Origin of the sequence: Streptomyces sp. NPDC021012 (assembly GCF_044333355.1) — a bacterium.
Taxonomy (GTDB): domain Bacteria; phylum Actinomycetota; class Actinomycetes; order Streptomycetales; family Streptomycetaceae; genus Streptomyces.
This window is the reverse complement of the sequence record NZ_JBIRQU010000007.1, coordinates 302729-328311: the sequence shown is the minus strand read 5'-3', so window position 1 is coordinate 328311 and position 25583 is coordinate 302729. Positions and strand designations below refer to the sequence as shown.

The 25583-nt window shown below is 73.4% G+C and carries 27 protein-coding genes and 1 pseudogene; 8 read left to right on the top strand and 20 right to left on the bottom strand.

The window, feature by feature from the left end; translation table 11 throughout:
• Positions 1–2 precede the first annotated feature (2 nt).
• The 5 genes from ACH4TP_RS24410 to ACH4TP_RS24390 are packed head-to-tail and all read right to left on the bottom strand — an operon-like array spanning position 3 to position 4598.
• Positions 3–272 carry an acyl carrier protein gene (locus tag ACH4TP_RS24410; RefSeq protein WP_389225925.1) on the bottom strand — a complete coding sequence of 90 codons (270 nt, stop codon included), beginning with the start codon at positions 270–272 and terminating at the stop codon, positions 3–5.
• On the bottom strand, positions 272–1510 hold the full coding sequence (locus ACH4TP_RS24405) for a ketosynthase chain-length factor (protein WP_398184593.1): 1239 nt from the start codon (positions 1508–1510) through the stop codon (positions 272–274). The genes ACH4TP_RS24410 and ACH4TP_RS24405 overlap by 1 nt, the downstream gene beginning before the upstream one ends.
• Complete coding sequence (locus ACH4TP_RS24400; RefSeq protein WP_398439118.1) at positions 1507–2766, bottom strand: beta-ketoacyl-[acyl-carrier-protein] synthase family protein; 1260 nt, start codon at positions 2764–2766, stop codon at positions 1507–1509. Before ACH4TP_RS24400 ends, ACH4TP_RS24405 begins: the two co-directional genes overlap by 4 nt.
• A complete protein-coding gene (locus ACH4TP_RS24395; protein ID WP_389225916.1) occupies positions 2763–3089 on the bottom strand; it encodes a TcmI family type II polyketide cyclase in 327 nt (108 codons plus the stop codon). Before ACH4TP_RS24395 ends, ACH4TP_RS24400 begins: the two co-directional genes overlap by 4 nt.
• A gap of 24 nt (positions 3090–3113) precedes the next feature.
• A complete protein-coding gene (locus tag ACH4TP_RS24390; protein ID WP_398439117.1) occupies positions 3114–4598 on the bottom strand; it encodes an FAD-dependent monooxygenase in 1485 nt (494 codons plus the stop codon).
• 154 nt (positions 4599–4752) lie between these two features.
• On the opposite strand from ACH4TP_RS24390, the pseudogene ACH4TP_RS24385 reads away from it, so the two are divergent.
• Positions 4753–5244 (top strand): annotated as a pseudogene (locus tag ACH4TP_RS24385) (SAM-dependent methyltransferase); the annotation flags it as partial.
• A gap of 19 nt (positions 5245–5263) precedes the next feature.
• On the opposite strand, the gene ACH4TP_RS24380 reads toward ACH4TP_RS24385, so the two are convergent.
• The 4 genes from ACH4TP_RS24380 to ACH4TP_RS24365 all read right to left on the bottom strand — a co-directional run bounded on the left by ACH4TP_RS24380 (position 5264) and on the right by ACH4TP_RS24365 (position 9417).
• The gene (locus tag ACH4TP_RS24380) at positions 5264–5827 is read right to left on the bottom strand and encodes a dihydrofolate reductase family protein (RefSeq protein WP_389225911.1); all 564 of its coding nucleotides are present in this window, start codon (positions 5825–5827) and stop codon (positions 5264–5266) included.
• A 72-nt stretch (positions 5828–5899) separates the two neighbouring features.
• Positions 5900–7288 carry an FAD-binding oxidoreductase gene (locus tag ACH4TP_RS24375; protein WP_398439116.1) on the bottom strand — a complete coding sequence of 463 codons (1389 nt, stop codon included), beginning with the start codon at positions 7286–7288 and terminating at the stop codon, positions 5900–5902.
• Positions 7289–7393: 105 nt separating this feature from the next.
• On the bottom strand, positions 7394–8863 hold the full coding sequence (locus ACH4TP_RS24370) for a multicopper oxidase family protein (RefSeq protein ID WP_389225905.1): 1470 nt from the start codon (positions 8861–8863) through the stop codon (positions 7394–7396).
• A gap of 119 nt (positions 8864–8982) precedes the next feature.
• Complete coding sequence (locus tag ACH4TP_RS24365; RefSeq protein ID WP_398439115.1) at positions 8983–9417, bottom strand: hypothetical protein; 435 nt, start codon at positions 9415–9417, stop codon at positions 8983–8985.
• A 158-nt stretch (positions 9418–9575) separates the two neighbouring features.
• Here ACH4TP_RS24365 and ACH4TP_RS24360 point away from each other — a divergent pair, with 158 nt between their 5' ends.
• Complete coding sequence (locus tag ACH4TP_RS24360) at positions 9576–10841, top strand: sensor histidine kinase (RefSeq protein ID WP_398439114.1); 1266 nt, start codon at positions 9576–9578, stop codon at positions 10839–10841.
• Positions 10826–11473 carry a response regulator gene (locus ACH4TP_RS24355; RefSeq protein ID WP_398439113.1) on the top strand — a complete coding sequence of 216 codons (648 nt, stop codon included), beginning with the start codon at positions 10826–10828 and terminating at the stop codon, positions 11471–11473. Before ACH4TP_RS24360 ends, ACH4TP_RS24355 begins: the two co-directional genes overlap by 16 nt.
• A gap of 7 nt (positions 11474–11480) precedes the next feature.
• Here the strand turns inward: ACH4TP_RS24355 and ACH4TP_RS24350 are convergent, their stop codons facing one another.
• Genes ACH4TP_RS24350 through ACH4TP_RS24340 form a run of 3 tightly spaced genes read right to left on the bottom strand, consistent with a single transcriptional unit; the run spans position 11481 to position 13810 of the window.
• Positions 11481–11843 (bottom strand): DUF952 domain-containing protein, encoded by a 363-nt coding sequence (locus ACH4TP_RS24350; protein ID WP_398439112.1) that lies wholly within the window; start codon positions 11841–11843, stop codon positions 11481–11483.
• A gap of 37 nt (positions 11844–11880) precedes the next feature.
• Complete coding sequence (locus ACH4TP_RS24345; protein ID WP_389225890.1) at positions 11881–12810, bottom strand: LysR family transcriptional regulator; 930 nt, start codon at positions 12808–12810, stop codon at positions 11881–11883.
• 22 nt (positions 12811–12832) lie between these two features.
• Entirely contained in the window at positions 12833–13810 is a 978-nt protein-coding gene (locus ACH4TP_RS24340) for a GlxA family transcriptional regulator (RefSeq protein ID WP_398439111.1), read from the bottom strand.
• An 88-nt stretch (positions 13811–13898) separates the two neighbouring features.
• Between ACH4TP_RS24340 and ACH4TP_RS24335 the strand changes: the two genes are divergently transcribed.
• From ACH4TP_RS24335 to ACH4TP_RS24320, 4 genes are all read left to right on the top strand, one after another.
• The gene (locus ACH4TP_RS24335) at positions 13899–14837 is read left to right on the top strand and encodes an NADP-dependent oxidoreductase (protein ID WP_398439234.1); all 939 of its coding nucleotides are present in this window, start codon (positions 13899–13901) and stop codon (positions 14835–14837) included.
• 85 nt (positions 14838–14922) lie between these two features.
• Positions 14923–15093, top strand: a complete 171-nt coding sequence (locus ACH4TP_RS24330) for a hypothetical protein (RefSeq protein ID WP_398439110.1) — start codon at positions 14923–14925, stop codon at positions 15091–15093.
• 49 nt (positions 15094–15142) lie between these two features.
• Positions 15143–15961 carry a maleylpyruvate isomerase family mycothiol-dependent enzyme gene (locus ACH4TP_RS24325; RefSeq protein ID WP_398439109.1) on the top strand — a complete coding sequence of 273 codons (819 nt, stop codon included), beginning with the start codon at positions 15143–15145 and terminating at the stop codon, positions 15959–15961.
• A gap of 93 nt (positions 15962–16054) precedes the next feature.
• Positions 16055–16354, top strand: coding sequence for a DUF1876 domain-containing protein (locus ACH4TP_RS24320; protein ID WP_389225878.1), 300 nt, complete (start codon positions 16055–16057; stop codon positions 16352–16354).
• Between the two features lie 59 nt (positions 16355–16413).
• On the opposite strand, the gene ACH4TP_RS24315 is transcribed toward ACH4TP_RS24320, so the two are convergent.
• Entirely contained in the window at positions 16414–17016 is a 603-nt protein-coding gene (locus tag ACH4TP_RS24315) for a CBS domain-containing protein (RefSeq protein WP_389225876.1), read from the bottom strand.
• Positions 17017–17168: 152 nt separating this feature from the next.
• On the opposite strand from ACH4TP_RS24315, the gene ACH4TP_RS24310 reads away from it, so the two are divergent.
• Positions 17169–18419 (top strand): YncE family protein, encoded by a 1251-nt coding sequence (locus ACH4TP_RS24310; protein WP_389225873.1) that lies wholly within the window; start codon positions 17169–17171, stop codon positions 18417–18419.
• A 55-nt stretch (positions 18420–18474) separates the two neighbouring features.
• Here ACH4TP_RS24310 and ACH4TP_RS24305 read toward each other — a convergent pair whose 3' ends face one another.
• The 7 genes from ACH4TP_RS24305 to ACH4TP_RS24275 form a co-directional block, all read right to left on the bottom strand.
• Positions 18475–20547 carry a discoidin domain-containing protein gene (locus ACH4TP_RS24305; RefSeq protein ID WP_398184620.1) on the bottom strand — a complete coding sequence of 691 codons (2073 nt, stop codon included), beginning with the start codon at positions 20545–20547 and terminating at the stop codon, positions 18475–18477.
• A 121-nt stretch (positions 20548–20668) separates the two neighbouring features.
• A complete protein-coding gene (locus ACH4TP_RS24300) occupies positions 20669–21262 on the bottom strand; it encodes a TetR/AcrR family transcriptional regulator (RefSeq protein WP_398439108.1) in 594 nt (197 codons plus the stop codon).
• Positions 21263–21354: 92 nt separating this feature from the next.
• Positions 21355–22131, bottom strand: coding sequence for an ABC transporter ATP-binding protein (locus tag ACH4TP_RS24295; RefSeq protein WP_398184624.1), 777 nt, complete (start codon positions 22129–22131; stop codon positions 21355–21357).
• Entirely contained in the window at positions 22118–23161 is a 1044-nt protein-coding gene (locus ACH4TP_RS24290; RefSeq protein ID WP_389225861.1) for a glycine betaine ABC transporter substrate-binding protein, read from the bottom strand. The genes ACH4TP_RS24295 and ACH4TP_RS24290 overlap by 14 nt, the downstream gene beginning before the upstream one ends.
• A gap of 40 nt (positions 23162–23201) precedes the next feature.
• A complete protein-coding gene (locus ACH4TP_RS24285; protein WP_398184630.1) occupies positions 23202–24098 on the bottom strand; it encodes an ABC transporter permease in 897 nt (298 codons plus the stop codon).
• Positions 24095–25225, bottom strand: a complete 1131-nt coding sequence (locus tag ACH4TP_RS24280; RefSeq protein ID WP_398439107.1) for an LLM class flavin-dependent oxidoreductase — start codon at positions 25223–25225, stop codon at positions 24095–24097. Before ACH4TP_RS24280 ends, ACH4TP_RS24285 begins: the two co-directional genes overlap by 4 nt.
• Positions 25226–25404: 179 nt before the next feature.
• Positions 25405–25503 carry a putative leader peptide gene (locus ACH4TP_RS24275; protein ID WP_398184633.1) on the bottom strand — a complete coding sequence of 33 codons (99 nt, stop codon included), beginning with the start codon at positions 25501–25503 and terminating at the stop codon, positions 25405–25407.
• Between the last annotated feature and the right edge of the window lie 80 nt (positions 25504–25583).

Genomic DNA, 25583 nt, shown 5'->3' with positions numbered 1-25583 from the left:
GCTCAGGACGCGAGCTGCGCGACGAGCTGGGCGTTGACGGCCGCGATCAGGTACGCCGGGGTCGAGGTGCCCTGGATCAGCTCCGCGTCGAGGCTCACGCCGTACTCGCGCTCGATGCGGCCGCACGCCTCCAGCCGGGCCAGCGAGTCGTAGCCGATCTCCTCGAAGGTGCGCTCGGCGATGTCGCCGTCGAGCGGGAGGTTCTCCGGCTCGCCGGCGGACTGGCGCAGAATGCCTCGGATGTCGTCCAGGGTGAACTCGGTGCTGCTCATCACGAATCTCCAAATGATGTGGAAGGGTCGACGGCGCGGACGACCGCGGCGGAGTTGAAGCCGCCGTGTCCACGCGCCAGTACGAGAGCGGTCCGGACGGGTGCCTCCCGCGGTTCGTCGCACACCAGGTCGAGGCCGTAGCCCGAGAAGGGTGCGACGTTGACGGTGGGCGGGATCAGCCCGTCCCGGATGGACAGCAGCGCCGACGCCACGTCGAGTGGTGCCGCGCCGGACAGCAGCCGTCCGGTCATGGTCTTGGGGGCGGTGACCGGGACGGCGCCCGGTCCGAACACGGCGCGGAGGGCGTCGGCCTCGACGCGGTCCGCCTCCGGCTCGGCGGCGGCGTCCGCGAAGACCACGTCGACCGCGCCGGGGGCGATGCCGGCGTCGTCCAGGGCGAGCCGGACGGCCCGCTCCAGGCCCGGCGGGCGCCCGCTGCCGGGCTTCGGGTCGAACGTGGAGGCGCAGCCGGCGATCTCGCCGTACACACGGGCGCCACGGGCACGGGCCGCCGCCGCCGACTCCATGACCAGCAGCGCACCCCCCTCGCCCGGGACGTGGCCGGAGGCGGCGGAGTCGAAGGGCAGATAGGCCCGGTCCCGGTCGGGGACGGTGCTCAGCGTGCCGTCGGCCAGCCGGGCCACATGGCCCCAGGAGCAGATCGAGCCGTCGACGCCGCCCGCGAGGACGAGCCGGGTGCCGTTGCGGATCTGGCGGCGCGCCTGGGCGAGCGCGTCGAGGCCGCCGGCCTGGTCGGCCACCAGCACGCCGGACGGCCCGCGCATCCCGTTGCGGATCGAGATCTGGCCGGTGTTCACCGCGTAGAACCAGGCGAAGGACTGGTAGGCGCTCACATAGCCGCCGCCCTGGCCCCACAGGTTCCGCAGTTCGCGCTCGCCGAACTCGTAGCCGCCGGCGGAACTGGCCGTCACCACGCCCATGTCGAAGGACTCCCAGTCCTCCGGCACCACCTCGGCGTCCGCCAGCGCCCAGTCGGCGGCGACCAGGGCCAGCCGCGTCATGTGGTCGGTCTGCGGGATCAGCCGGCTCGGCAGGTGGTCCTCGGCGACGAAGCCCGGCACCTCCCCGGCGAGCCTGGCCGGGTAGCGCGCGGCGTCGAACCGGGTGATCTCGGCGATGCCGCTCTTCCCGGCCAGCGTCGCCTGCCAGTAGTCCTCCGTGCCGAGGCCGTTCGGCGCGGTGACACCGATGCCGGTGACGACGACGGAGCCGTTCATGACACCCTCCCGAGGATCATCGCGCTCTGGAAGCCGCCGAAGCCGCTGCCGACCGTCAGCGCGGTGTCGATCCGGTGCGGCCTGGCCTCCAGAGGCACGTAGTCGAGGTCGCAGTCGGGGTCGGCCTCCCGCAGGTTCGCGGTGGGCGGGACCAGGTCGTTCTCGATGGCCAGGACGGTGGCCGCGATCTCCAGGGAGCCGATCGCGCCGAGCGAGTGCCCGATCATCGACTTGATGGAGCTCACCGGGGTCCGGTACGCGTGCTCGCCCAGGGCGAGCTTGAAGGCCGCGGTCTCGTGGCGGTCGTTCTGCGGGGTGCCCGAGCCGTGCGCGTTGATGTAGCCGATGGCCTCCGGCTCGATCCCCGCCTCCTCCATGGCTCCGGTGATGGCCTCCGCCATCTCCAGGCCGTCGGCCTTCAGACCGGTCATGTGGAAGGCGTTGCACCGGGTGGCGAAGCCCTTGATCTCCGCGTGGATGTGGGCGCCGCGCCGCTTGGCGTGCTCGTACTCCTCCAGGACCAGCATCGCCGCGCCCTCACCGAGGACGAAGCCGTTGCGGCTGCGGTCGAACGGCCGGGAGGCGTGCTCCGGGTCGTCGTTGCGGGGCGTGGTGGCCCGGATCGCGTCGAAGCAGGCCACGGTGATCGGGGAGATCGGCGCCTCCGCGGCGCCCGCGATCATCACGTCCGCGCTGCCCTCGCGGATCAGCCCGGCGGCATGGCCCACGGAGTCGAGACCGGAGGTGCAGCCGGTGGAGACGACCGCGGCCGGACCCTCGGCGCCCACCAGACGGGCCACCTCGACCGCGAAGGAGCTGGGCACGAAGTAGTCGTACAGATGGGGCACGGCGTACTCGTGGTCGACGGCCTCCAGCCGGCCGTCGTCGCTGACCACCCGGTACTCGCGGTCCAGCGACATGGTGGCGCCCACCGCGCTGCCGACGGTGACGCCCGTCCGGTACGGATCCAGGTCCTCGGGCTCCAGGCCGCTGTCGGCCATCGCCTCCGCCGCCGTGACGACGGCGAACTGCTCCGCCCGGTCCATCCGCCGGATCTCCTGCGGGGTCAGCCCGTGCTCCTCCGGGTGGAAGTCGGCCTCCGCCGCCACCCGGGACCGGAACGCGCTCGCGTCGAAGAGGCTGATCTCGCGGGTCGCGGTGCGGCCCTCGCTCAGCAGGCTCCAGAAGGCCTTGGTGCCGATCCCGCCGGGCGCGATGACCCCGATGCCGGTGATCACGACCCGCCGCTCGCTCATCGGGCGTTCCAGTGGTAGAAGCGCTGCGCCATCGCGTCGGCGGGCGACCGCCAGGTGGCCGGGTCGTAGGCCTCGATGAACGGCTTCAGGTCCTCGCTGACCTTCACGAACAGCGGGTGGCTCTTGGCCTCCTCGATGGCCTCGCCGCCGGTTTCGGAGTCGAAGTCCTGGAGGTGGAAGTAGAGGCCGCGGTAGCTGAACAGCTGACGGCGGCGGGTGCCCATCAGCCCCGGCAGCTCGGTGGTGTCGAACTCCCCGAAGATGCGGGAGACCTCGGCCTGCGACGACGGGTCCATACGAGCGACGATCAAGGTGCTGTGCATCAATCTCTCCTCGTTCACATGCGGTTACTGATGGGAGGTCGCGAAACGTTTTGTCCCGAACCAGCGGGTCAGCGCGTCGGGCAGCGGCCCGCATCCGGGATCCGTCCAGGCGACGTGGCCGTCGGGGCGCAGCAGCGCGGCCGACGTCCCGGCGAGCGGGCAGCCCTCGGGAAGGTGCCGCGGGGCCGCCGTCACGACGTCGACCAGGTCGGCCCAGGGTTCGGCGGCGCGGCGCAGCTCCGGATCGTCCGCCAGGTCGAGCAGCACCCCGCGGCCGGTCCGCAGCGCGGCGGTGGTGGTCGTCGGCCCGTCCGGTCCGAGCAGCTCCCGCCGGGGGACGCGGGCGCCGAGCAGCGGGTGCGTGCCGGGGCCGACGTCGTAGCGGATGTCCAGACCACTGACCATTCCGGCCAGATGGCGACGGACCTCGGGAAGCTCCATCAGGTCCGCGAACACCTCGCGCAGCGGCTCGACCTCGGCTCCGCTCAGGAACAGCACGCCCTGGGCCAGCGTGTTGAGCAGGAGCCGGGCGCCGACGGGATGGCGTTCGGCGTGGTAGGAGTCGAGCAGCTCGGGACCGGCCGTGCCGCGCACGGTGGCGGCGAGCTTCCAGCCGAGGTTGACGGCGTCCTGCACACCGACGCTCAGCCCCTGCCCGCCCACCGGGAGATGGGTGTGGGCGGCGTCGCCGGCCAGCAGCACGGAGCCCCGGCGGTACTCGGTGACCTGGCGCGTCGCGTCGCCGAAGGAGCTGATCCAGTGGGCGGTGCCGCCGTGGATGTCCTCCCCCGTCAGCCGCTCCCAGGCGTCCGCCACCTCGGCGAACTCCGGGGGCTCGGTGCGCCGTCGGGGCTGTACGCCGTGCTCGACGACGATGATGCGGTCGACGTCCTCGCCGATCGGGGTGGCCATCACCATGCCGGACGGCAGCCGTTCGCCGATCGGACGCGGCCTGAGCGAGCAGCCGCCGATGTCGGCGACGAACATCTCGCGGGTCGACGGCGTCCCGGGGAACTCGAAACCGGCGGCGCGGCGCACGAAGCTGTGCCCGCCGTCGCAGCCGACCAGGTAGCGGCAGCGCAGCGTGCGCGGCCCGTCGGGGGTCTCGGTCTCGACCCGCACGCCCTCGCCGTCGTCGTGCAGGCCCACCACGGTCCAGCCGCGCCGGACGTCGGCGCCGAGCTCCGCCGCCCAGTCGCCGAGCGCCCGCTCGGTGACGGCCTGCGGGACGGCCCGCGCCCCGAAGTGGGCGTCGAGCAGGACGCCGTAGTCCAGCGGCAGTCCGCCGAAGTGCCCCCTGGCGCTGATGCCCAGCTCGCCGAAGCGGGGCAGCAGCCCGCGCTGGTCGAACAGCTCCACCGCACGGGCGGTGAAGCCCAGGCTCCGCGACTCCTCCGAGGGCTTCTCCAGCCGGTCCAGGACGAGGACCTCGACGCCGCCGAGGCGCAGTTCCGCGGCCAGCACGAGCCCCGCGGGGCCCGCGCCGACGATGATCACCGGAGCGTCCATGGCGCCTCCTTGGCGGTCGGGATTCGCGGCGGACAGCCGCGGACAGGAATGGGTGCTGTGGTGCGGCAGCGACGATGCCCGGTGGTGGTAGCGGGGCGCTGGAGGCGAAACAGAGGCGCGGTGGAGAATTACCGTGCGGAATTCAGAAGTCCGAATGGATCCGAATGCTGGAATTCAAGCGACTTCATTCCCGGCCCGTCGCCGGCCGGAGAGACGAATACGTGAAAAAGGCCCCCAGGTCCGCCGTATTCCATGGCGTGGACAAGGGGGCAAGGCGAACAGTGAGGGCAATGCGCCGTCGGCGCAATGGAACTACCCGACCGGCGGCGAGGACGACTACCCGGTCGACCGGACGGCCGGGGACCAGATCCGGAAGTCGCATCCCGGGAGCGGGGAGTACGCGAAGGCGGACCGGCTGTTCCTGGGGCGGGCGGACTACCTGGACGCCGACCTCCGGGACGTCGACTCCGCCGTGGCCTTCTGGAAGGAGCACGGCACGCCGAGGCCCACCCAGCGGACCCCCGCCGCGATCGCGCGCTGCTCCGACGGGCTCGAACTGCTCGAACCCGGAGTGGTGTCGTGCTCCGCGTGGCGGCCGGAGACACCGGCGCCGGACGTCGCGATGTACGCGGGCGTCGGCCGCGAGCGGGGCCGAGCCGGGCCGCCTAGCGCACCACGCGGTGGCGGAGGTGGACGACTCCCGAGCCGAAGGTGCGGGTCCCGACCAGTTCGAGGTCCACCCGGCGCTCGGCACGGGGGAAGAACGGGATGCCGCCGCCGACGAGGACCGGGTGGACCACGGTCCGGTACTCGTCGATCAGGTCCGCCGCGGCCGCCTCGGCGGCGAGCGTGGCGCCGCCGATCGCGATGTCGCCTTCGCCCGGCTCGGCCCGCAGCCGTTCGATCTCCTCCGCCACGCCGCCGGAGGCCAGGCGGGCGTGGCCCTCCACCGCCGACAGGGTGGTGGAGAACACCACCTTGGGGAGCGGCTTCCAGAGCGCGGTCCACTCGCGCGAGGCGTCGTCGAGCGAGGGGTCCTGGTCGGCGGTCTCCCAGTACAGCATCGTCTCGTAGAGCCGTCGTCCCAGCAGGTGGACGCCGACGTCCCGGATCTCGTCGATCCAGAAGCGGAAGACCTCCTCGTCGGGCGCCGTCCAGTCGAAGCCGCCGTCCGGCCCGACGATGTAGCCGTCCAGTGAGACGCCCATGGAGTAGGTCACGCTGCGCATCGGAAGCCCTCCTCGGTCACGGGACGACGGTACGGCCACCGGCCGCCACCCGTGAACCGAGCGGGGGCGGTCCTAGCTCTGTGCCGGGGTGATGTTCTGGTTGTGGCGGAAGACGTTGTCCGGGTCGTACGTCCGCTTCACCTCGGCCAGCCGGTCGTAGTGCCCCCGGTACGTGGCCCGGACCCGGTCCCGGCCCTCGTCCGCGCCCATGAAGTTGACGTATCCGGCGCCCATCGAGTGCGGGTGCAGCGCCTCCCAGTAGTCCACCGCCCAGGTGCGGATCGCCTCCGCCTCGGACGGTTCGGGGCTGATGCCGCCGATCACGCCGGACCAGACCGCGTCCCGGTAGGCCCAGGCCGTGTCCATCGGGCCCGCGCGGTGGGCCGCGGCGTCGACGGGGTAGAGGTGCATCGTCGACAGCTCGGTGGGGACGTTCTCCAGGAACGCGCGGTGCACGTCGATCGCTTCCTCCGTGATCCGGTCGAAGAAGTCGCCGCGCCAGTACCACTGGAGGCCCTTCGGGATCAGCTCGTCGAACATCGCCTGGAGCGCCGGGTACGGGATCGGCGTCGCGAAGTGGAAGGCCGGCGGGGCGGGATCGGCGACGTTGGCGAACGTCTTCGCGAGGCTGTCCTCGTCCGCCGGGCCCGTGCTGCACCACACCACGCCGCACATCTTCTTGTGGTGGATCTCCTCGGGGAAGGGCGGCCCGGGGGCCACCGTCAGCGTGGCGAAGAAGCCGTTCAGGTCGTCGGGCGCCGCCGGCAGGAACTCCCGGTACCAGCGCAGCACCGCCCCGATGTGCTCCGGATCCCACAGGGTGACGCCGAGGCCGACGGTGTCCACCGGATGCAGGGCGTACGTGAAGGAGGTCGCCACGCCGAAGTTTCCGCCGCCGCCGCGCAGGGCCCAGAAGAGCTCGGGGTGTTCCTCCGCCGACGCGGTGACGACCGAGCCGTCCGCGAGGACCACGTCCGCCGCGAGGAGGTTGTCGATGGTCAGGCCGTACGCGCGGGTCAGATGGCCGTGTCCGCCGCCCAGCGTCAGCCCGCCCACCCCGGTCGTGGACATGATGCCGGCGGGGGTCGCGAGCCCGAAGCCGTGCGCCTCGTGGTCCAGGTCGCCGAGCTGGCTGCCGCCGCCCACGAGGGCGGTCCGCGCCGCCGGATCCACCCGCACCCACCGCAGGCCCGACAGGTCGATCATCAGCGAGCCGTCGACCAGGCACAGGCCGCCGCCGCTGTGCCCGCCGCCGCGGACCGTCAGGTCCATGCCGCTCTCGCGGGCGTACCGCACCGCCGCCCGTACGTCCGTGGTGTCCGCGCACCGCGCGATGACGGCCGGCCGACGGTCGATCATCGCGTTGTAGATCTGCCGGGCCTCGTCGTACCCCGGGTCCTGCGGGCCGAGCACCTCGCCGCGCAGCAGCTCGCGCAGGGTCTCCACCGCCGTGCCGCCCATGGCCACTCCTTCGGGGCACCCCTGCCTACCGGCCGCGCTACCCCTTCAGTCTCCCTCCGTCGCGCGGGGCCCGCGAGCCCGGCGGGGGAGCCCCGCGCCGGGCCCTCACCGGATCCGGAAGGTGGCCATCATGCCCATGGCCGAGTGGTCGAGCATGTGGCAGTGGTACACGTAGTCGCCCCGGAAGCCGTCGAACGTCACGTGCAGCTTCACCGTCTCGCCCGGCATCACCCGGACCGTGTCCTTCAGACCCGCCTCCGTCGGGCCCGCGGGCAGCCCGCCGCGTTCGAGGACCCGGAACTGGACCAGGTGCACGTGGAAGTTGTGCGCGACGCGCTTGTTGGTGTTGGTGACGCTCCAGATCTCGGACGACCCGAAGGCCACGGTGGTGTCGATGCGGTCGGGGTCGTACATCTGCCCGTTGATGAACCCCCGGGGGTCGGGCCGCCCGTCCTCGTCCATGCCGAGGGCGATGTCACGGGTGACGGCGGCCTTGGGCAGGGCGCCCGCCGGCGGCAGGGCGCGCAGGACCGGGGGGACGCTGCTGGGGTCGTCGGCGGTGCGGACGACGTCGAAGCGGAGCACCTTGCCGATCTGCTCGGGCCGGCCGGGGCCGCTGTTCGTGAGGACCAGCCGGGTGCCGACGGGGTGGCGGGAGAAGTCGACGACCACGTCGGCGCGTTCGCCGGGGGAGAGCGTGAGGACGGGCACGGCGACGGGGCGTTCGAGCAGGCCGCCGTCCGAGGCGATCTGGGTGAGCGGGGTGCCGTCGGACAGGCCCAGCGCGAAGATGCGCAGGTTGGAGCCGTTGAGCAGGCGGAAGCGGTACTTGCGGGCGGCGACCTGGAAGTAGGGGGTGGGCCTGCCGTTGGCGAGGATGGTGGTGCGGTTGCGGTCGCTCATCGTGTACGCCAGCCGCCCCTGCTCGTCGAAGCGGGCGTCGCGGATCGTGATGGGCACGTCGTACCGGCCCTTGGGCAGCGGAAGGCGCTGTTCGAGGTCGTCGGTGAGCAGGTACGTGCCGGTCAGCCCGCGGTAGACGTGCTCGGCCTCCATGTGGTGGGCGTGGTCGTGGAACCACAGCGAGGCGTGGGGCTGCCGGTTGGTGTACGTGTACGTCCGCGAGGTGCCGGGGGCGAAGACGTCCATCGGGTTGCCGTCGGAAGGGGGCGGGACGCTCGCGCCGTGCAGGTGGACGGCGACGGGCATGTCGATGCCGTTGTGGTGGCGGATCAGGACCCGGCGCCCGGAGCGGGCGTGGATGACGGGGCCGGGGAAGTGGCCGTCGTAGGTGAGGACATCGGTGGTGGTGCCCGGGAGGATCTCGGCGGTGGACCTGCGGATGGTCAGCTTGTAGAGGTCCACGCCGCCCGTCGAGGACAGCGGGCGCAGTACGGGCGGGACGGGCATGGCCGTGGTGAACGCGGGCGGCACGGGGTCTTGCGCACGGTGCGGGCCGGCCGGGGGCAGGGCCTCCGCGGCGTGTGCCTCGCCCCCGGCGAGGGCGCCGGGGGCGAGGAGCGGCAGGCCCGCGGCGGCGAGAGCCCCGCCGAGCACACTGCGACGGTTGATCAACGACTTCCTCCGTGAGCTGGGCGGCGGGTGACGCCGGTCGGGTGGCTTCCGGCGGGCCGGCCGACACCCTGTGATCCAGGTCTAACCGAGAGCGGGAGGAAGCGCACACGGCGATGGCCTCACTGGGGGAAGGCGGTGCGCAGGGCGGGGCTCCGGGTGAGGAACGCGAGGCGGATCACGGGCAGCACGCAGACGGTCTGCATCGCGGCGTACCACAGGGGGCAGACGCCCGGGATCAGGTCGACGCCGATGACCGCGACCGGCAGGACGACGGCGACGCCCCGCACGCGCTCGAAGGCCCGCCGGGACCCCCCGGAGGCGGACACGGCCGACCGGTGGACCGGCACGGCCACCAGGGGCAGCAGGACGGCCCGTACCCACATGAACGTGTTCACCGGATGGCCGGCGGCCGCCACCCCGACGACCGCGAGGAGGGAGAGGGCGCCGAGCGCGCCGTAGACCTTGACGCTCGCCGTCGCCGTGGCGAAGGCCCGTCGGGTGGCGGCGCGGTCGAGCGGGGCGGCCGTGGACGGGGTGTTCGGATCGGTTTCCATGCCCACCGACCCTGCCGGGTGCCCGGCAGGGCCGGTATCCGTCTGGGCGTACGAGGGGGTGGGGGCAGCCACACTCCTCGGCCGACCGGGGCGGCGGGGGGCCGCGTCCGGTGCAGAGTGGAGGCACCGGGACGGAAGACGAGGACGAAGGCGGAGGCATGGGACAGCTGGGTACGTGGTCGGCGCGCGTGGGCGTGGGGTTCTTACGGGCATGCGCCGTGGTGGCCGTCAGCATGCCCGTCCCCGCGGTGTGGGCCGCCGCCGTGGCGTGGGGCATCCGGTGGGGACCGGGCAACCCGTGGTCGTGGCTCGCTCCGGTCGTGCTGGTGGGCACGGGCACGCCCGCCCTGTCCCGGCCGGTCTGCCGGGCCGTCCGCGGGCTCGTCGCCCGCTGGACGGGCACCGTGATCCCCGCCGGCTACCGGGAGGCCCCGCCGGTCACGCGGATGTCCACCGGGTACTGGTGGAACGGCTTCGGGTACGAACGCACGCGCCGCGACGCCCTCGTGGACCAGAAGCGGCGCGTCCGGTGGAACGACCCCGCGAACTGGCGCGACCTGCGGTTCACGGCGATCGTGCCGCTCACCGCGGGCCTCGTCGCCTGCCTCCCGCCGGCCGGCGCGGCCGTGGCGGTCCTCGGGCTCGGCCTCGGCCGCTGGGGGACCCCGGGCCGCCTCGCCGGACTGCTCGGCCTCGCGGCGGCCGTCGCCCTCGCCCCGTACGCCTGGCGGGCGCTCGGGCCGGTCGCCGCGTGCTTCCTGCGCCCCTCGCCCGCGATGGCGCTGGCGCGGCGGGTCGAGGAACTGACCGCCCAGCGCGCCGACGCGACGATCGCCCAGGCCGCCGAGATCCGCCGGATCGAGCGGGACCTGCACGACGGGGCACAGGCACGCCTGGTCGGCCTCGGGCTCTCCCTGGCGACGGCGGAGAAGCTCATGGAGACCGACCCGGAGCGGGCCAGGGCACTGATGCGGGAGGCGCGGGCGGGCGCCACCGCCTCCCTGACCGAACTCCGGGAGCTCGTCAGGGGCATCAACCCACCCGTCCTGAGCGACCGGGGGCTCGTCGACGCCGTCCGCGCCCTCGCCCTGGACAGCCCGCTCGACGTGACGGTCGCCGCGGACCTCCCGCACCGCCCGGACCCGCCGGTCGAATCGGCCCTGTACTTCGCCGTCGCCGAACTGCTGAGCAACGCGGTCAAGCACGCCGGGGCGCGCGGGGTCCGGATCGCGCTCTCCGGCGACGGCACCGGCATCGTCGTCGGCGTCGAGGACGACGGCCGCGGCGGAGCCTGCGTCGGGGACGGCGGCGGCCTCGCCGGGCTGCGCCGCCGGCTCGCCGCCTTCGACGGCACCCTGGAGATCACCAGCCCGGCGGGCGGCCCGACCCGCGTGACCCTGGAGGTGCCGTGCGCATCGTCGTAGCCGAGGACCTGTACCTGCTGCGCGACGGGATGGTCCGGCTCATCGAGGCCTACGGCCACGAGGTGGTCGCGACGGCGGCCACCGGCCCCGAGACGCTGGAGGCGCTGCGCGCCTGGCGGCCCGACGTCGCCGTCGTCGACGTCCGCATGCCGCCGACCCACACGGACGAGGGCCTGCGGGTGGCCGTCGCCGCCCGCGCCGAACTGCCCGGACTCCCGGTCCTGATCCTCTCCCAGTACGTCGAGCAGCTCTACGCCCGGGAGCTCCTGGCCGACGGCTCGGGAGGCATCGGCTACTTCCTCAAGGACAGCGTGTTCGACGCCGACCAGTTCATGGACGCGCTGGAACGCGTCGCGTCCGGCGGGACCGCGATGGACCCGGCCGTCATCGCCGGGCTCCTGGCCGGCGGGCCCTCGAACCGGCGCCTGGAGAGACTCACCGAACGCGAGCACGCGGTGCTCGGCCTCATGGCCGAGGGACTGTCCAACCAGGTCATCGCCCAGCGGCTCTTCCTCAGCGAGAGCGCCATCGGGAAGTACACGACCTCCCTGTTCGGCAAGCTCGGCATCGTCGACGACGGCACCAACAACCGCCGCGTCCGCGCCGTCCTGGCCTATCTGAACAAGGACTGACGCCCGGTCAGGCGGTCTTCGCCAGCCCCGTGGCCCGGCCGTCCCCGTCCCAGACGACCTCCAGGATCCCGTCGACGGCGGCGCGGTCGACCGGCCCGAACACGTGCGGGAAGAGGACGTCCTCGGAGACCCCGGGCGGCGGGGTCGGCGCGGCCGCCTCCCACTCGGTCCTGGCCGTGAGCCGACTCTCGTCGAGGAGGAGCACCAGGAGCGGCCGGGAGGCGGTGCGGTAGAAGGCGTTGACGACGGCGAGCGTGGTCGGCTCGTCGGGGGAGCAGTGCACGAACCCCTCCTCCGCGAGGGAGGCGGGGGCGTACGGCTCCTCCGGCCGGTCGGACCAGTCGGCGGGCGTCACCACGTGGTAGATCATGCTCCGGTTATAGCAGGAGCCGTCGACGCCCCCGGGGTCACCAGCCGAGCCCGGCCTCGATCAGCAGGTCCCGGACGCGGGTGACGTCGGGGTTCCCGGGGCGTCCGGGGCGCTGGACGAGATAGCCGGTGTTGAGGGGCGGGTCCTCCGGGTCGTGCAGGAGCACCAGGGCGCCGGAGGCCAGTTCGGCGTGGCAGAGGTAGCGGGGCAGGACGCTGAACCCCGCTCCGGCGACGACCGCGGCGAGGACCCCGCGCAGATCGGGGACGGTCACGGCGGCGGGGCGGGAGAGCCGCGCCCCGAACACCTGCCGCCAGTAGCGGCGGGCGATGGGCAGGTCCTCCGCGTACGTCACGAGGGGGACGGGGTGCAGCGCCGCGGGCCCCTCGACCGCCAGGCGCTCCCCGACGAGGTCGGCCCACCCGGGGGCGGCGACCAGGACGAACTCCTCGTCGGTGAGCGGCACGGCGGTCAGGGCCCGCCCGCGCGGCCGGAAGGTGGCGATCACCAGGTCGTGCCGTCCCGCGCGCAGCTCGTCGAGGAGCGGCTCGGTCAGACCGGTGCTCACCCTGAGCCGTACGCCCTCGGCCGCCAGCGGGGCGAGCGCGGGCAGGGCACGGACGCAGAGCAGCTCGGCGGGACCCGCCAGATGGACCGGCGCGGTCCGCTCGTGGAGCGCGGCCTCGTGCCCGGCGACGGCGGCCAGCGCGTCGAGGGGCCCGGCGACCCGGGCCGCGAGGTCGTGGGCGACGGGGGTCGGGGCGACACCGCGCGGCAGCCGCACGAAGAGCTCGCGGCCCGTCTGCCGCTCCAGGGCCCGGATCTGGGTGGTCACCGTCGGCTGGGACAGGCCGAGCAGCCCGGCGGCGGCGGTGAACGAACCGGAGCGGTGGACCGCCAGGAAGGTCCGCAGCAGGTTCAGATCGCCCACCGGCTGCGCCGTGCCATCGGAATCCTTGTGCCTCACGGCGCGAAGCCTATCGAGATGGCTATGGCAGGGCGGCCCCGCCCCGGAAGGTGCGTCGGTAGGCGAGCGGGGAGACGCCGATCGCCGCGTGCAGGTGCTGGCGCAGCGAGGTGCCGGTGGCGAAGCCCACCTGGCCCGCGATGTCGTCGACGGCGAGGTCCGTGGACTCCAGGAGGTGCCGGGCGCGGGCCACCCGTTGCTGGATCAGCCAGCGGCCGGGGCTCATGCCGACCTCCTCGTCGAACCGGCGGGCGAAGGTCCGCAGGCTCATCCGGGCGTGGCCGGCGAGCGTGCTGAGCGCCAGCGGCTCGTGCAGGTGCTCAAGCGCCCACTGCCGGGTCGCCGAGGTGCCGTTGGCGGTGGTCTCGGGCACGGGCTGCTCGATGTACTGGGCCTGCCCGCCTTCCCGCCAGGGCGGCACGACGCACACCCGGGCCACGAAGTTCGCGACGGCGGTGCCGTGGTCCTTCCGTACGAGGTGCAGGCAGACGTCCACGCCGGACGCGGCGCCCGCCGAGGTCAGCACGTCCCCGTCGTCGACGAACAGCACGTCGGGGTCGAGCGCCACCTTCGGGAACCAGTCGCGGAAGACGGGGGCCAGCGCCCAGTGCGTGGTGGCGGGGCGGCCGTCCAGGAGCCCGGCGGCGGCGAGGACGAAAGCGCCCGTGCAGATGGACACGATCCGTGCCCCGGCGGGCACGGAGGCCAGCGCCTCGGCGACCCCGGCGGGGAGCTCGCGGGAGAGGAGGGACATGTCGAAGGGCGGAAGGATGACGGTGTCGGCCGTGCGGAGTGCCTCGGGCCCGTGCTCGGCGGTGACGGAGAAGTCGGAGTTGGTACGGACGGGCCGGCCGTCCACCGAGCAGGTCAGGACCTCGTAGTGCTCGGCCACCGAGCCGAACACCCGACTGGGGATGCCCAGTTCGAAGGGGTAGACCCCGTCCAGGGCGAGGACGACGACACGATGCCTCGGAAGACGGTCACCCGTGGCAGGGCTCATGGCAGGATCCCTTCGAAAGATGGCAATCGTGCCATGGTACGCGGCGGCTCGGGCGGCGAGTCTGGACGGCATGACGAACCAGCCCACCATGCGCGCCATCAGCCAGGACACCCACGGCACCCCCGACGTCCTCCGGGAGGTCGTGGTCCCGCGGCCCGTGCCCGGACCCGGCCAGATCCTCGTCGCCGTCCGCGCGGCCGGCCTCAACCCGACCGACTGGAAGCACCGCTCCGGCCCCCTCTTCCTCAACCGCCTGCCCCTCGTCCTGGGCTGGGACGTCTCCGGCGTCGTCGAGGCCGTCGGCTTCGGCGTGACCGTGTTCAAGCCCGGCGACGAGGTCTTCGGGATGCTGCCGTACCCGCACGGCGTCGGTTCCCACGCCGAGTACGTGACCGCCCCGGCCCGCGCCTTCGCCCACAAGCCGGCCGAGCTCGACCACGTCCAGGCCGGCGCCCTGCCGCTCGCCGCCCTCACCGCGTACCAGGCGATCGTCGACACCGCCCGGGTCGGCCCCGGGCAGCGGGTCCTGATCCACGCGGCCGCCGGCGGCGTCGGCCACCTCGCCGTCCAGATCGCCAAGGCCCGCGGCGCGTACGTCATCGGCACCGCGAGCGCCCCGAAGCACCCGTTCGTCCGCTCCCTCGGCGCCGACGAGGTCATCGACTACCGCACCACCGACTTCACCGAGGCCGTCCAGGACGTCGACATGGTCCTCGACCCGCTGTCCGGCGACACCCGCACCCGCTCCCTCGACGTCCTCCGCCCCGGCGGCACGCTCGTCTCCCTGCTGCCGCCCACCGACCCGGACGAACCGGCGAAGGCGGCCGCGCGGGGCGTCCGCGTGGCGACCCTCCTCGTCGAGGCCGACCACGCCGGCATGAACGCCATCGCCGCCCTCGCGGCCTCCGGCGCCCTCCGCCCCCACGTCGAGGCCGTCTTCCCCCTCGCGGAAGCCGCCAAGGCCCACGCCCTCGGCGAGACCGACCGCACCACGGGCAAGCTCGTCCTCACGGTGGACGGCCCCTGAACCCGACCGGGGCGTGAGCCGGGGCCGGCGGGTCAGCGGCCCCGGGTGCCGGAGGCCGTGAAGACGGGGATCGCGAGGGCGCCGGGTGGCGGAGGCGCAGGCCCGCCTCGACCTGGTCGAAGGCGCGCTGGACTGCGCCCACGACGACCTCGCCGAGTGCCCCCGGTTCCGGGAGGCCGTCGCCGCCACGGCCGCCGGCGAAGACCTCCCGGACGGGACCGGTACAAGCGGACCTACCCGCTGGTACGGTCCCTGACCTACCGGTGCTCCACGGGGAGTCGCCGGACCCGGGGAGGGGCGGAACCATGGCGCGGCGAACGGGCGGGGTGCTTCCCGAAGGGCTTGCCGAGGCGATACGGGGGACCGCCGACGACATCGCGGCGGTCCTGCGCACCCCGGCGCCGGACGCCGGGCGGCTGCCCGTGCCCCGCTCCGCCTGGACGGTCGGGGAGGCCGCCGCCCACCTGGCGCAGGCCAACGCCCTCATGGCCGACCTGGCCGCCGGACGGGAGCGCCCCTACGGCGACGGCACCCCCGGCAGCCTGGCCGAGGCCAACGCACGCGCCCTCGCCGGCTTCGCCGAGCGGACGCCCGGCCCGCTCGCCGAGATGATCACGGCCCGGGCCGCCGCGTTCCTCGCGGACGTCGAGGGGCGCGACCCGGACGAGCGGCTCGCCACGCCGCTCGGCCGGATGAGCCCCGCCGTCCTCGGCTCGTACCTGCTGACCCACATGCTCGGCCACGGCTACGACCTCGCCCTCGCCCTGGACCGCCCCCACATGCTCGACGCGCGACGGGTCGGGCTCACCCTGCCGTTCCTGATCGAGGCGATGCCGAGGGTCACGGACCCGGCCGCCGTCGCCGGGCTGACCGCGAGCTTCGCCGTACGGCTCCGGGGCGGCGGTCCGGGATTCGGCGTCACCCTCGCCGACGGCGCGGTCCGCGCCGACCACCGGCCGCCCGCCCGCCCCGACTGCACGATCCTCACCGAGCCGGTCGCCTTCCTCCTGCTCGCCCTCGGACGGGTCGACCCCTGGCCGGTGATCGCCCGCGGCAAGGCCCTCGGCTGGGGCCGCAAGCCCTGGCTCGCCCCCCGCTTCCCCCGCCTCTTCCGCGCGCCCTGACCGTGCGTTCCCGGACCCGCCGATGGATCCTGGAGGTATCGGAAGGGGCCGTGCCTCGGTTGCGCGCGACCCGGCGATGCGAGGAGGCGGACCATGAGCCGCACGCTGGAATGGACGGTCGGCGTGGAGCTGACCGAGGACAGCGGCAGGACGAAGGCCGAGGCCCGGCTGAACACCGGCACCTCGACGATCACGGGCCACGGCTCCGCGCGGTGCAACCCGGCGGACGTGGACGTGCCGGCGATCGGCGACGAACTCGCCGCGAGCCGGGCGATGAAGGACCTGGCGGGCAAGCTCATGCGGGAGGCCAACCGGGAGATGGAGGCGGTGGGCGCCGGGACCGTACCCCAGCACACCGGCCCCGGCTACGGCTGGCCGGAGGCGGTCTCCTGACGGAACCGCCTCCCGCGCCGGGCTCCCGGGCGCCGTCCTGACGGGAGGCCTACGGGGGCCTACGGGGCGTCGCCCTCCTCCCCGTACACCAGTCGGTCCACGACCTCCACGACCCCGTCCACCGTCTCGCAGAGGCGGACCAGGATCGGGCCGAGGCCCGGGCGCTCCAGGGTGCCGCTCAGCGTCACCCGCCCCTCGTCGACGTCGATGTGCACGGCCGCGGGGGAGAGGCGCAGGATGCGGACGACCACGTCCTCACGGATCTCCTCCTGGATCGAGCGGTCCCGCCGCAGGAACAGCTGGAGCAGATCGCTGCGGCTGAGCACCCCGATCAGCCGTCCCTCCGCGTCCACGACCGGGAGCCGCTTCACCCGGTGCCGTTCCATCAGGCGGGCCGCCTCGACCGCCGTCCAGGAGGGCCGGGCGGTGACGGCCGGGCTCGACATCATGGCCTCGGCCGAGCTCGGTCCGTCCTTCGCCGTGTGCCGCCGCAGCAGGTCCGCCTCGGAGACGACGCCCACCGGCCGGTTCTCCTCGTCGACCACCGGGACCGCGGTGATGCCGTACTCGTCGAGGAGCCGCGCGATCTCCTTGAACGACGTCCCGCGCTGCACCGCGACCGCGGTGGGCGTCATCAGGTCCGCGACACTGCGGTGCCTCATCGTCCGTTCCGTCCCTTCTGCGTTCCTCCTCCCATGATCCCGCACCGGTCGGGACGGCAGGTGCGCCGGGGTGCCTCCCAGGGGCTTGTGGGCTCGACGCGACCATGGTTACCTCCGGTAACTCATCGTCGCGCCACGGAAGAAGGACCCCCATGCCCTCTCCCCGCACGTCCGGCACCCGCCGCTTCCTCGGAGCCCTCGCCACCGCCCTCGCGCTCGTCGCCACGACGGGCGGCACCGGAGCCGCCGCACCCGCCGGGCTCCGCGAGGTGATGTTCGTCGGCAACAACTGGGACGGCACCGCCGACGTCATCGCCTCCCGCGGCGACTTCCACCGCGTCGCGCGCGTGAACGTCGTCCCCGACAAGGAGGAACGCCTCCGCGAGATCTACCTGAACCCCGTCAAGCTCGCCTTCTTCCTCGGCGTCCGCAGCGGACCGGGCGAGGGCCACGACCAGTTCGTCGACGACATGTACGCCACCCCCGACGGCTCCGCCATGGTCGTCTCCCGCCCCAGCTTCGCCGACGTCGTCTCCCTCGACCTGCGCACCGGACGGATCAACTGGCGCTTCCCGGTGGCCGGTTACCGCGCCGACCACATGGCCGTCTCGCCCGACGGCACCCGCGTCGCGGTCTCCGCCTCCACCGCGAACACCGTGCACGTCCTGGACATCGCCACGGGACGCCAGATCGGCTCCTTCAGGACCGGAGACAAGCCCCACGAGAACGTCTTCACCTCCGACGGCCTGCTGTGGAACATGTCCATCGGCGAGGTCACCACCGCGCTCGACGCCCCCTGGCTCGACTGGACCAAGGGCGACCGGAGGATCACCGTCGTCGACGCCCGCACCTTCGAGACCGTCCGCGTCATCGACATGCGCGAGCGCCTCGACGCCTTCGGACGCGGCGACCTCTCCGACGCCGTCCGCCCGCTCGTCTTCACCCCGGACGAGAAGAAGATCTACTTCCAGGTCTCCTTCTTCAACGGCTTCCTGGAGTACGACGTCGACTCCGACCGCATCACCCGCCTCAAGACCCTCCCCGGCAACCCGGCGACCGACCCCGACCGCACCACCTGGGTCAACGACTCGCGCCACCACGGGCTCTCGATCAGCCCCGACGGCGACAAGCTCTGCGTCGCCGGGACCATGGACGACTACGCGACCGTCGTCGACCGGGAGACCCTCAAGGAGGGTCCGCTCGTCCCGGCCTCCAAGCCCTACTGGGCGACCGTGAGCGGCGACGGCAGGTCCTGCGTCATCTCCGAGAGCGGAGCCGACCGGGTCACCGCGATCGACTTCGCCACCGGGCAGCGGGTGGCGAGCGTGGACGTCGGCGACCACCCCCAGCGCGTCCGGCTCGCCCGCGTCCCCGCCGACTGGACGGGCCCCGCGGCCGGCTGAACCCCCGCACGCGGAGAGGGGCTGTCGGGATCCGACAGCCCCTCTCCCCTTGCGCTCAGGACCTGTTGACGGCCACCTCGTAGAGCGAGTAGCCCCAGTCCGTGGCCCGCTTCACGCCGTGGACGCGCACATAGCGGGCCGACTGCGAGTCGAACGTCGCCGTGTCGTAGCCGCCGTCACCCGCGTCCGTGGACCACACGTCCCGCCAGGTCGTGCCGTCCTCCGACAGCTCGATCCGGTACGCGCGCGCGTAGGCCCGCTCCCAGTCCAGCGTGACCCGCCCGACCCGGCGCACCGAGCCCAGGTCCACCTTCAGCCACTGGTCGTCCGACCACTCGCTGGCCCAGCGGGTCCCCGTGTTCCCGTCGACCGTGAGACCGGGCGAGAAGTCCACGAACGGGTTCCACCACTGGGTGGTGGAGGCCGACACCGGCTGCCCGGCCGCCAGGTTCACGCCCAGCTCGTGGTCCTCGGTCTTCTTCCAGGTCGTCAGGTACGACTCCGCTCCCCGCGACAGGTCGTCCACGACGCTCTGACCGCCGGGGGAGAGCCGGATCTGCTCGACCCAGTCCGGCACGAGGCCGTTGTGCGCGGCGCCGTCGGTGTTGAGGTCCCAGGTGCGGTCACCGGTGACCTGCCGGTCGAGGACCGAGCCGCCGTCGAAGCTGCGGAACGGGTACTTCACCGCGTTCGGGGCGTCCGCGCCGACCGGGCCCGGATGGGCGCCGACACCGTTCATGTCGGTGCCGTAGCCGAGCCCGACCCCGTACTTCTTGCGCAGCTCGGCCTTCTGGCCGGCCTCGCCGACGAAGCCCTGGGCGCTGCCCATGTACTGGGCGACGAACCCGCCGAGCCGGTAGACCCGGTCCGTCCAGTCCATGTCCATCCAGCTGTGGCTGGAGATGACGCCCGGGTACTCCTCGGCCTCCAGCATGTCGAGCGCCCGCCCGGCGGCCTTGACGCTCATGTGGTCGAGCTCCAGCATCATGCCGCGCTGCATCATGCCCTTCAGGGCGTACTCCCCGAGCCGCGTGAGGCCCCGGGTGTTGCACTGGGCGTCGGAGGCGTACGAGGGGACGCTCACCCCGGCCGGCAGCTTCTCGGCCATCGCGGGCGGCGCGGCGGCGAGGCCGATCGGGTTGTCGTGCTGCGGGCCCGCGCACTTCTCGGTGGCCCAGAAGGTGCCGGTCGAGAGGAACTGGCCGATGTTGACCGCCACGCCCGTCGTCCCGCTGTCGAAGCGGACGCCGCACAGCGCGTTGTCGAACTTGTGGCAGAGGAACATGCTGCGCACGCCGAGCCCGTACAGCTCGTCGAGGCCCTTGTCGATGTCCGCCTGGCTGCACTGGGCGACGTCCAGGATCATCTTGCAGCCGAAGGGCTCCGAGGTCTCCACGCCCAGGACGACGGCGAGCTTGCCCTCCTTGATCACCGAGCGGGCCTGCGCGGAGTCGGTCACGATGCGGAACCAGCCCTTGCCCGGGCCGCCGTACATCTTGTCGACGAAGTCCTGCAGCTCGTAGCTCTTGCGGGCTTCGAGCCGGATGGCGTCCATCTCGTCGCAGCCGCGGTCGCGCGGCAGGAGCGAGCAGATCAGGCCGTTGGTCACCAGGTCGTTGACCAGGACCCGCTGCCCGCCGCGCCAGGCCCGCTCGACCCACGCGTAGTAGTTCTGCTGGTGGCTCATCGAGTCGGGGGCGGGCCAGTCCTTGAAGGTGGGCCAGCCGACCGGGTCGTGCTTGCCGTTGTCACCGCCGGTGAGGTGCTCGAAGAGCGCGCCGGAGCCGTCCGGGTAGTGCTCCGGACAGTCCTTGAGCGCGTCGGCGGCGCCCGCCTCGGAGAAGGTCGCGCCGCAGATCATGCGGCCGCCGAAACCCTCGTTGGACATCAGGTGGTTGTGGGCGTCGACGAACCCGCGCACCTTGCCCTGGGCGTCCGTCCCCTTGAACGGTTCGCCCGTGACGTTGATCTGCGAGTCGGGCGCGGGCCGGGACGTGGGCTCCCACCACGCGCCGCCGGCCGCGGCGGCGGGGACCGGAGCGGAGCCGAACAGCACCGCGGCGAGGGCGATGAACAGCGCGAGGAGGGCGGATCTTCCGCCCTTCCCGCGTGAGAAGAATCGATTCATGTGTGCGATGCCTCCGGGCGGTGGGGGTGTACCGGGCGCCCCGAGGATCGCGGTGTCGAGACAGCGAGTCAATAGTCCGGGTCAAATGACCTGTTGATGGGCTGCCGGACTCCAGTACGCCTCAACCCTCGAACAGGGATACGAGTTGATCCACCGTCAGATCGAGGTTCTCGGCCGCCGCGGCTCCGTCGCCCAGCACCAGGTACTGGAGGGTGAGCCCGTCGATCGCCGCCGCCAGATACCGGGCGAGCACCTCCACCGGCACCCGGGGTTCGAGCCCCCGCTCCCCTCGGACCTGCTCGATCAGCGCCGCCGCCGACACCACGTACTGGTCGTACTGGGCGCGTGCCAGATGCTCGAACCCGGGCTCCCGCAGGGCGTACTGGGTGAGGTCGTACGTCAGCATGTGCTCGCCCGGATGGGCCGTGACGTGGTCCCAGTACGTCTGCAGGGCGCCCCGGACGGTCTCGTGCAGCGTCGCACCCGGCTCGACCGCCGACTTCACGCGCGCCACGTAGTTGCAGGTGATCGTCTCGATCGCCGCTTCCAGGAGCGCCTGCTTGGAGTCGAAGCAGTAGTGGAAGACGCTCAGCGAGACCCCCGCCTCGGCGCAGATCGACCGGGTGGTGGTCCGGGCGACCCCGTCCCTGGCCATCGCCCTGATCGCCGCCTCGACCAGCTGCCTGCGTCGTTCGGCCGACGGCATCCGCGCCATGGTTCCTCCTCGCGTCCGGCGCAAGGGTAACCGCAGCCCCCGCGCGGCGCGCGAACCCCACCGGGGGCCGCGCGGGGGGCCGCGCGGGACCGTCAGACCGCCGCCGGGTTCCGCGTCGCCGCCGCCAGCTCCGCCCGCAGCGCGGCGAAGGCGGGGTCGCCGCGCAGGGAGGCCACGTCCGTCGCCGGGTCGCGGGGGAGGGGCACGGCCACCTCGGCGACCACGCGGCCCGGACCGGCCGCCATGACCAGGACCCGGGAGCCGAGGAGGACGGCCTCCTCGGCGGAGTGCGTGACGAAGAGGACGGTCGCGCCCGTCGTGGCCGCCAGGGTGCGCACCTCCTCCTGGAGGCGCTCGCGGGTCAGCGCGTCCAGGGCGGCGAACGGCTCGTCCATCAGCAGGATCTGGGGCTCCGCCGCCAGCGCCCGTGCGATCGCGACCCGCTGCCGCTGCCCGCCCGACAGTTCCCAGGTCCGCCGCCCGGCCATCCCGGACAGCCCCACCAGGGAGAGCAACTCCTCGATGCGCGAGGCCCGTTCGCCGCGGGGCACACCGTGCCGGACCAGGGCGAAGGCGAGGTTCCCGCCCACCGTGCGCCAGGGGAAGAGACGCGGCTGCTGGAAGACGACGCCGACCTTCCGGCGCACCTCCACGGCGCCGGTGGCGGGCCGCTCGAAGCCCGCCACCAGGCGGAGCAGCGTCGTCTTGCCGCAGCCCGAGGGGCCGACCAGGACCACGAACTCGCCCGGCTCCACGGCCAGGGAGACACCGGCGACCGCGACGACGGGCGCCTTGGCCGTGCCGTACCGGACACCGACGTCCGACAGCTCGATGTCGGCGAGGCGCGCGGAGGCGTCAGCGGGCGGCACGGGCCAGCTCCTCCACCGCGAGGGACTTCGCGAAGTCCGCCTGCCCGGGCACGGCGTCGATCGCCTTCTGCCCCTTGAGGAACACGGCGGCGTCGCGCAGGTTCCCGGCGAGCGCGCCCGGGGACCCCGGCCTGCCGAGGTACTGGGCGCCCTGCTGCTCCTTCGCGGTGAGCAGGACCAGCTCGGAGAGCTGCTTCCGGGCCTCGTCGGGCGCGAGGTTCAGCTCCGCGCCGATGGCCGTGGCGGCCTTCGCGGGGTCGCCCTTGGCGAGCTTCACGGCCTGGTCCTCCGCCTTCAGCCAGGCGTCCACGATCTCCGGATGCTTCGCCGCGAACGCGTCGGTGACCACCCCCAGGTCGGCGGTCGGCCTGCCCCGCTCCGCGATCGCACGGCTGGTGATCAGCACCTTTCCGTCCTTCTTCAGCTCGGTCAGGCTCGGCGTCCACACGTAGGCGGCGTCGATGTCGCCCCGCTTCCAGGCCGCGAGCGCGTCCTGCGGCTGGAGGTCGACGAGCGTCACGTCGGAGGTCTTCAGACCGGCCGACTCCAGCGCCACGAGCAGGGAGTAGTGGGAGGTCGACCCGAAGGGGGTGGCGATCTTCCGGCCCTTGAGGGCGGCGACGGAGGCGATGTCCCTCCTGGCGACGAGGGCCTCGTTGTCGCCGATCAGATCGTGGATCCACACCACCTTGTACGGGATGTCCAGCGGCGCCGAGAGGCCCTTGGTGACCGGGCTCGAACCGAGCAGTCCCAGGTCCACGGACCCGGCGATCACGGCGGTGTTGACGTCGCCGCCCGAGTCGAACCTCACCCAGGACACCTCGGCGTCCGGCAGGGCCTTCTCCAGGAGCTTCTGGTTCTTCACCACCAGATCGGCGTTGGGGATCGCCTGGTACGCGATGCGCACCCGGACCTTCCCGCCCTTGCCCTCACCGCCGTCTCCGCCCGTGCCGCAGGCGGTGGTGGACAGGGCGAGCAGCAGGGCGGTGGCGGAGGCGGCGAGGACGGCGCCGCGACGGGAGGAGGGCATGACGGTTCCTTAGGGGAGATCAGATGTCTTGTGGGGGTTCTCAGGCGCGGCCGCGCCACGGGACGGCGGCCCGCTCCACGCCCTTGAACAGCGCGTCGAGGACGATCCCGGAAAGGCCGATCGCGATGATCCCGGCGATGACGACGTCGGTCTGGTTGTAGCGCTGGGCGTCCCGGATCATGCCGCCGACGCCGGGGACGCCGTTGATGGTCTCGGCGGCGACGACCGAGGTGTACGCGATGCCGACGGCGATCCGCACCCCGGTGAGGATCTCCGGCAGCGCGGCGGGCAGCCGGACGGAGAACAGCAGGACCACCGGCCCCGCGCCCAGGGCCCGCCCCGCCTCGACCAGATCGGCGGGGACGCCCCGCACGGCCGCCGCGGTGGCCGCCGCGACGGGCGGCAGCGCGGCGATGAGCAGCAGCCAGATCTTCGGCGACTCGTCGATGCCGAACCAGATGACGAGGAGGGAGAGGTACGCCAGCGGGGGCAGCGTGCGCAGGAAGGTGACGGCCGGCTCCAGGACCACGGCGAGCGGCTTCACCACGCCGATCAGCAGCCCCAGGGGGATGCCGACGAGCGCCGCGTAGCCCGTGCCGATCGCGATCCGGCGCAGGGAGACCGCGAGATGCTCGACCAGCAGGTGGTCGCTGATCCCGCGCACCCCGTCGTGGACGGTCGACGCCCGCACGAAGGCCTGCCACACGTCGCCCGGCGACGGGACCAGGACCCGGGGCCAGACACCGGCGGCGACCACGGCCTGCCAGGCGGCGAGCAGCACCGCGAGCGCGAGGAGCCGCAGCGCGGCCCAGCGCAGGGCCGTCACCCAGGACCGGACCCGGCGGGCCGGGCGCCGGGAGGTCTTCCCGGCTCCGCTCCCGGCGCTGTCCGCGGGGGCGTGCGCGGCCGCGCCGCTCGTCGTGTCGAGGGTGGTCACGCCGCCGCCTTCCCGGCCGCCGCCTCGGTGAGCGCCCGCAGCCGGGGCGCCACCTCCTCGCCGACGCGGTAGGCCTCTTCGAGGTGCGGGTAGCCGGAGAGGACGAACTCGTCGATGCCGGCCCGTCCGTACTCGAAGAGCCGCCGCGCGACCTCGTCGTGCGAACCGACGAGTGCCGTCCCGGCGCCCTCGCGGACGAGGCCGATGCCCGCCCACAGATTGGGCGCGACGGTCAGGCTCTCGGCGGAGCCGCCGTGCAGCGCGGTCATCCGGGCCTGCCCGGTGGAGTCCATACGGGCGAACCGTTCCTGCGAGGCGCGGACCGCCTCGGGGTCGAAGCCGGCGAGGATCCGGTCGGCCTCCCGCCAGGCCTCGGCCGAGGTGTCCCGGGTGATGACGTGCAGACGGATGCCGAAGCGCAGGGTGCGGCCCGCACGCGCGGCCGCGGCCCGTACCCGGGCGACGCGTTCCGCCACGGCGGCCGGGGGCTCGCCCCAGAGCAGCTGCACCTCGGCGTGGCGCGCCGCGACCTCCTCGGCCTCGGGGGAGGCGCCGCCGAAGTAGAGGGGCACGGGAGTGCCGACGTCGGGTGCCGTCAGGCGGGCCTCCTCGACCCGCACGTGCCGTCCGTCCAGCGTGACGGCCCCGCCGTCGAGCAACTCGCGGACGACACGCATGAGTTCGCCCGTCCTGGCGTACCGCTCGGCCTTCGGGAGGTGGTCGCCGTACGCCTTCTGCTCGACCGGGTCGCCGCCGGTGACGACGTTCAGGGCGATCCGGTCGCCGAACAGGTGCCGGAACGTGTCCGCCTGCTGCGCGATCAGCGTCGGCTGGGCGAGACCGGCGCGGAACGCGACGAGGAAGCCGATCCGCTCCGTCACCGCGGCGACGGCCGACGTCAGCACCCACGGATCCACGCAGCCGAGCCCCACGGGCGTCAGGAGGCGGGCGAAACCGGCCTGTTCGGCCGCGCGGGCCACCTGGGCCAGATAGCCGAGGTCGGCGCCGCGGCGGGTCGCGGCGGCGGAACGGCCCTGGACGGCGGTCACCCCGCCGGGGTCGCGGCCGTCGCCGCCGGTGGGCAGGAACCAGTGCAGGACGGGGGCGGTGGACGTGGAAGAGGACATGCGGACGTACCTCGGGAAGGAGCGGAGCCGGGACGGGCGCGCGCGGCGGCCCGAAAGGCGTGGAAGCGTGAAGGAAGGCCCGTGGGTTCAGGACGGTGGGAGGCGTCGTGAGCGGCACGGACGGCCGTCACGCGAAGACGGCGGACGCTGCGGGGAGGTGCGGAGAGCCGGAAGGGGGCTCAGCAACAGGCCGCGCGACAGCGGGACTCGGACCGACACAGCATCCCCGCGACACGCAGAAGATCCACGTGGCGGCGGGAGACGAGGGCGGGAGTCATGCGGGCATCCTCGCCGCGGCGACTCCCGCCCGACAAGTCGCGTCCGTGATGCGGACGCAGTCGTATCACTGTTCGAGACC

Excerpts from the sequence above, each read along its gene's own strand:
- ACH4TP_RS24315 (WP_389225876.1), bottom strand. The coding sequence starts at position 17,016 with ATGAGGCACCGCAGTGTCGCGGACCTGATGACGCCCACCGCGGTCGCG.
- ACH4TP_RS24400 (WP_398439118.1), bottom strand. The coding sequence starts at position 2,766 with ATGAGCGAGCGGCGGGTCGTGATCACCGGCATCGGGGTCATCGCGCCC.
- ACH4TP_RS24320 (WP_389225878.1), top strand. The coding sequence starts at position 16,055 with ATGAGCCGCACGCTGGAATGGACGGTCGGCGTGGAGCTGACCGAGGAC.
- ACH4TP_RS24325 (WP_398439109.1), top strand. The coding sequence starts at position 15,143 with ATGGCGCGGCGAACGGGCGGGGTGCTTCCCGAAGGGCTTGCCGAGGCG.
- ACH4TP_RS24360 (WP_398439114.1), top strand. The coding sequence starts at position 9,576 with ATGGGACAGCTGGGTACGTGGTCGGCGCGCGTGGGCGTGGGGTTCTTA.
- ACH4TP_RS24310 (WP_389225873.1), top strand. The coding sequence starts at position 17,169 with ATGCCCTCTCCCCGCACGTCCGGCACCCGCCGCTTCCTCGGAGCCCTC.
- ACH4TP_RS24340 (WP_398439111.1), bottom strand. The coding sequence starts at position 13,810 with ATGAGCCCTGCCACGGGTGACCGTCTTCCGAGGCATCGTGTCGTCGTC.
- ACH4TP_RS24395 (WP_389225916.1), bottom strand. The coding sequence starts at position 3,089 with ATGCACAGCACCTTGATCGTCGCTCGTATGGACCCGTCGTCGCAGGCC.
- ACH4TP_RS24405 (WP_398184593.1), bottom strand. The coding sequence starts at position 1,510 with ATGAACGGCTCCGTCGTCGTCACCGGCATCGGTGTCACCGCGCCGAAC.
- ACH4TP_RS24280 (WP_398439107.1), bottom strand. The coding sequence starts at position 25,225 with ATGTCCTCTTCCACGTCCACCGCCCCCGTCCTGCACTGGTTCCTGCCC.
- ACH4TP_RS24380 (WP_389225911.1), bottom strand. The coding sequence starts at position 5,827 with ATGCGCAGCGTGACCTACTCCATGGGCGTCTCACTGGACGGCTACATC.
- ACH4TP_RS24300 (WP_398439108.1), bottom strand. The coding sequence starts at position 21,262 with ATGGCGCGGATGCCGTCGGCCGAACGACGCAGGCAGCTGGTCGAGGCG.
- ACH4TP_RS24335 (WP_398439234.1), top strand. The coding sequence starts at position 13,899 with ATGCGCGCCATCAGCCAGGACACCCACGGCACCCCCGACGTCCTCCGG.
- ACH4TP_RS24390 (WP_398439117.1), bottom strand. The coding sequence starts at position 4,598 with ATGGACGCTCCGGTGATCATCGTCGGCGCGGGCCCCGCGGGGCTCGTG.
- ACH4TP_RS24375 (WP_398439116.1), bottom strand. The coding sequence starts at position 7,288 with ATGGGCGGCACGGCGGTGGAGACCCTGCGCGAGCTGCTGCGCGGCGAG.
- ACH4TP_RS24290 (WP_389225861.1), bottom strand. The coding sequence starts at position 23,161 with ATGCCCTCCTCCCGTCGCGGCGCCGTCCTCGCCGCCTCCGCCACCGCC.
- ACH4TP_RS24410 (WP_389225925.1), bottom strand. The coding sequence starts at position 272 with ATGAGCAGCACCGAGTTCACCCTGGACGACATCCGAGGCATTCTGCGC.
- ACH4TP_RS24305 (WP_398184620.1), bottom strand. The coding sequence starts at position 20,547 with ATGAATCGATTCTTCTCACGCGGGAAGGGCGGAAGATCCGCCCTCCTC.
- ACH4TP_RS24350 (WP_398439112.1), bottom strand. The coding sequence starts at position 11,843 with ATGATCTACCACGTGGTGACGCCCGCCGACTGGTCCGACCGGCCGGAG.
- ACH4TP_RS24365 (WP_398439115.1), bottom strand. The coding sequence starts at position 9,417 with ATGGAAACCGATCCGAACACCCCGTCCACGGCCGCCCCGCTCGACCGC.
- ACH4TP_RS24275 (WP_398184633.1), bottom strand. The coding sequence starts at position 25,503 with ATGACTCCCGCCCTCGTCTCCCGCCGCCACGTGGATCTTCTGCGTGTC.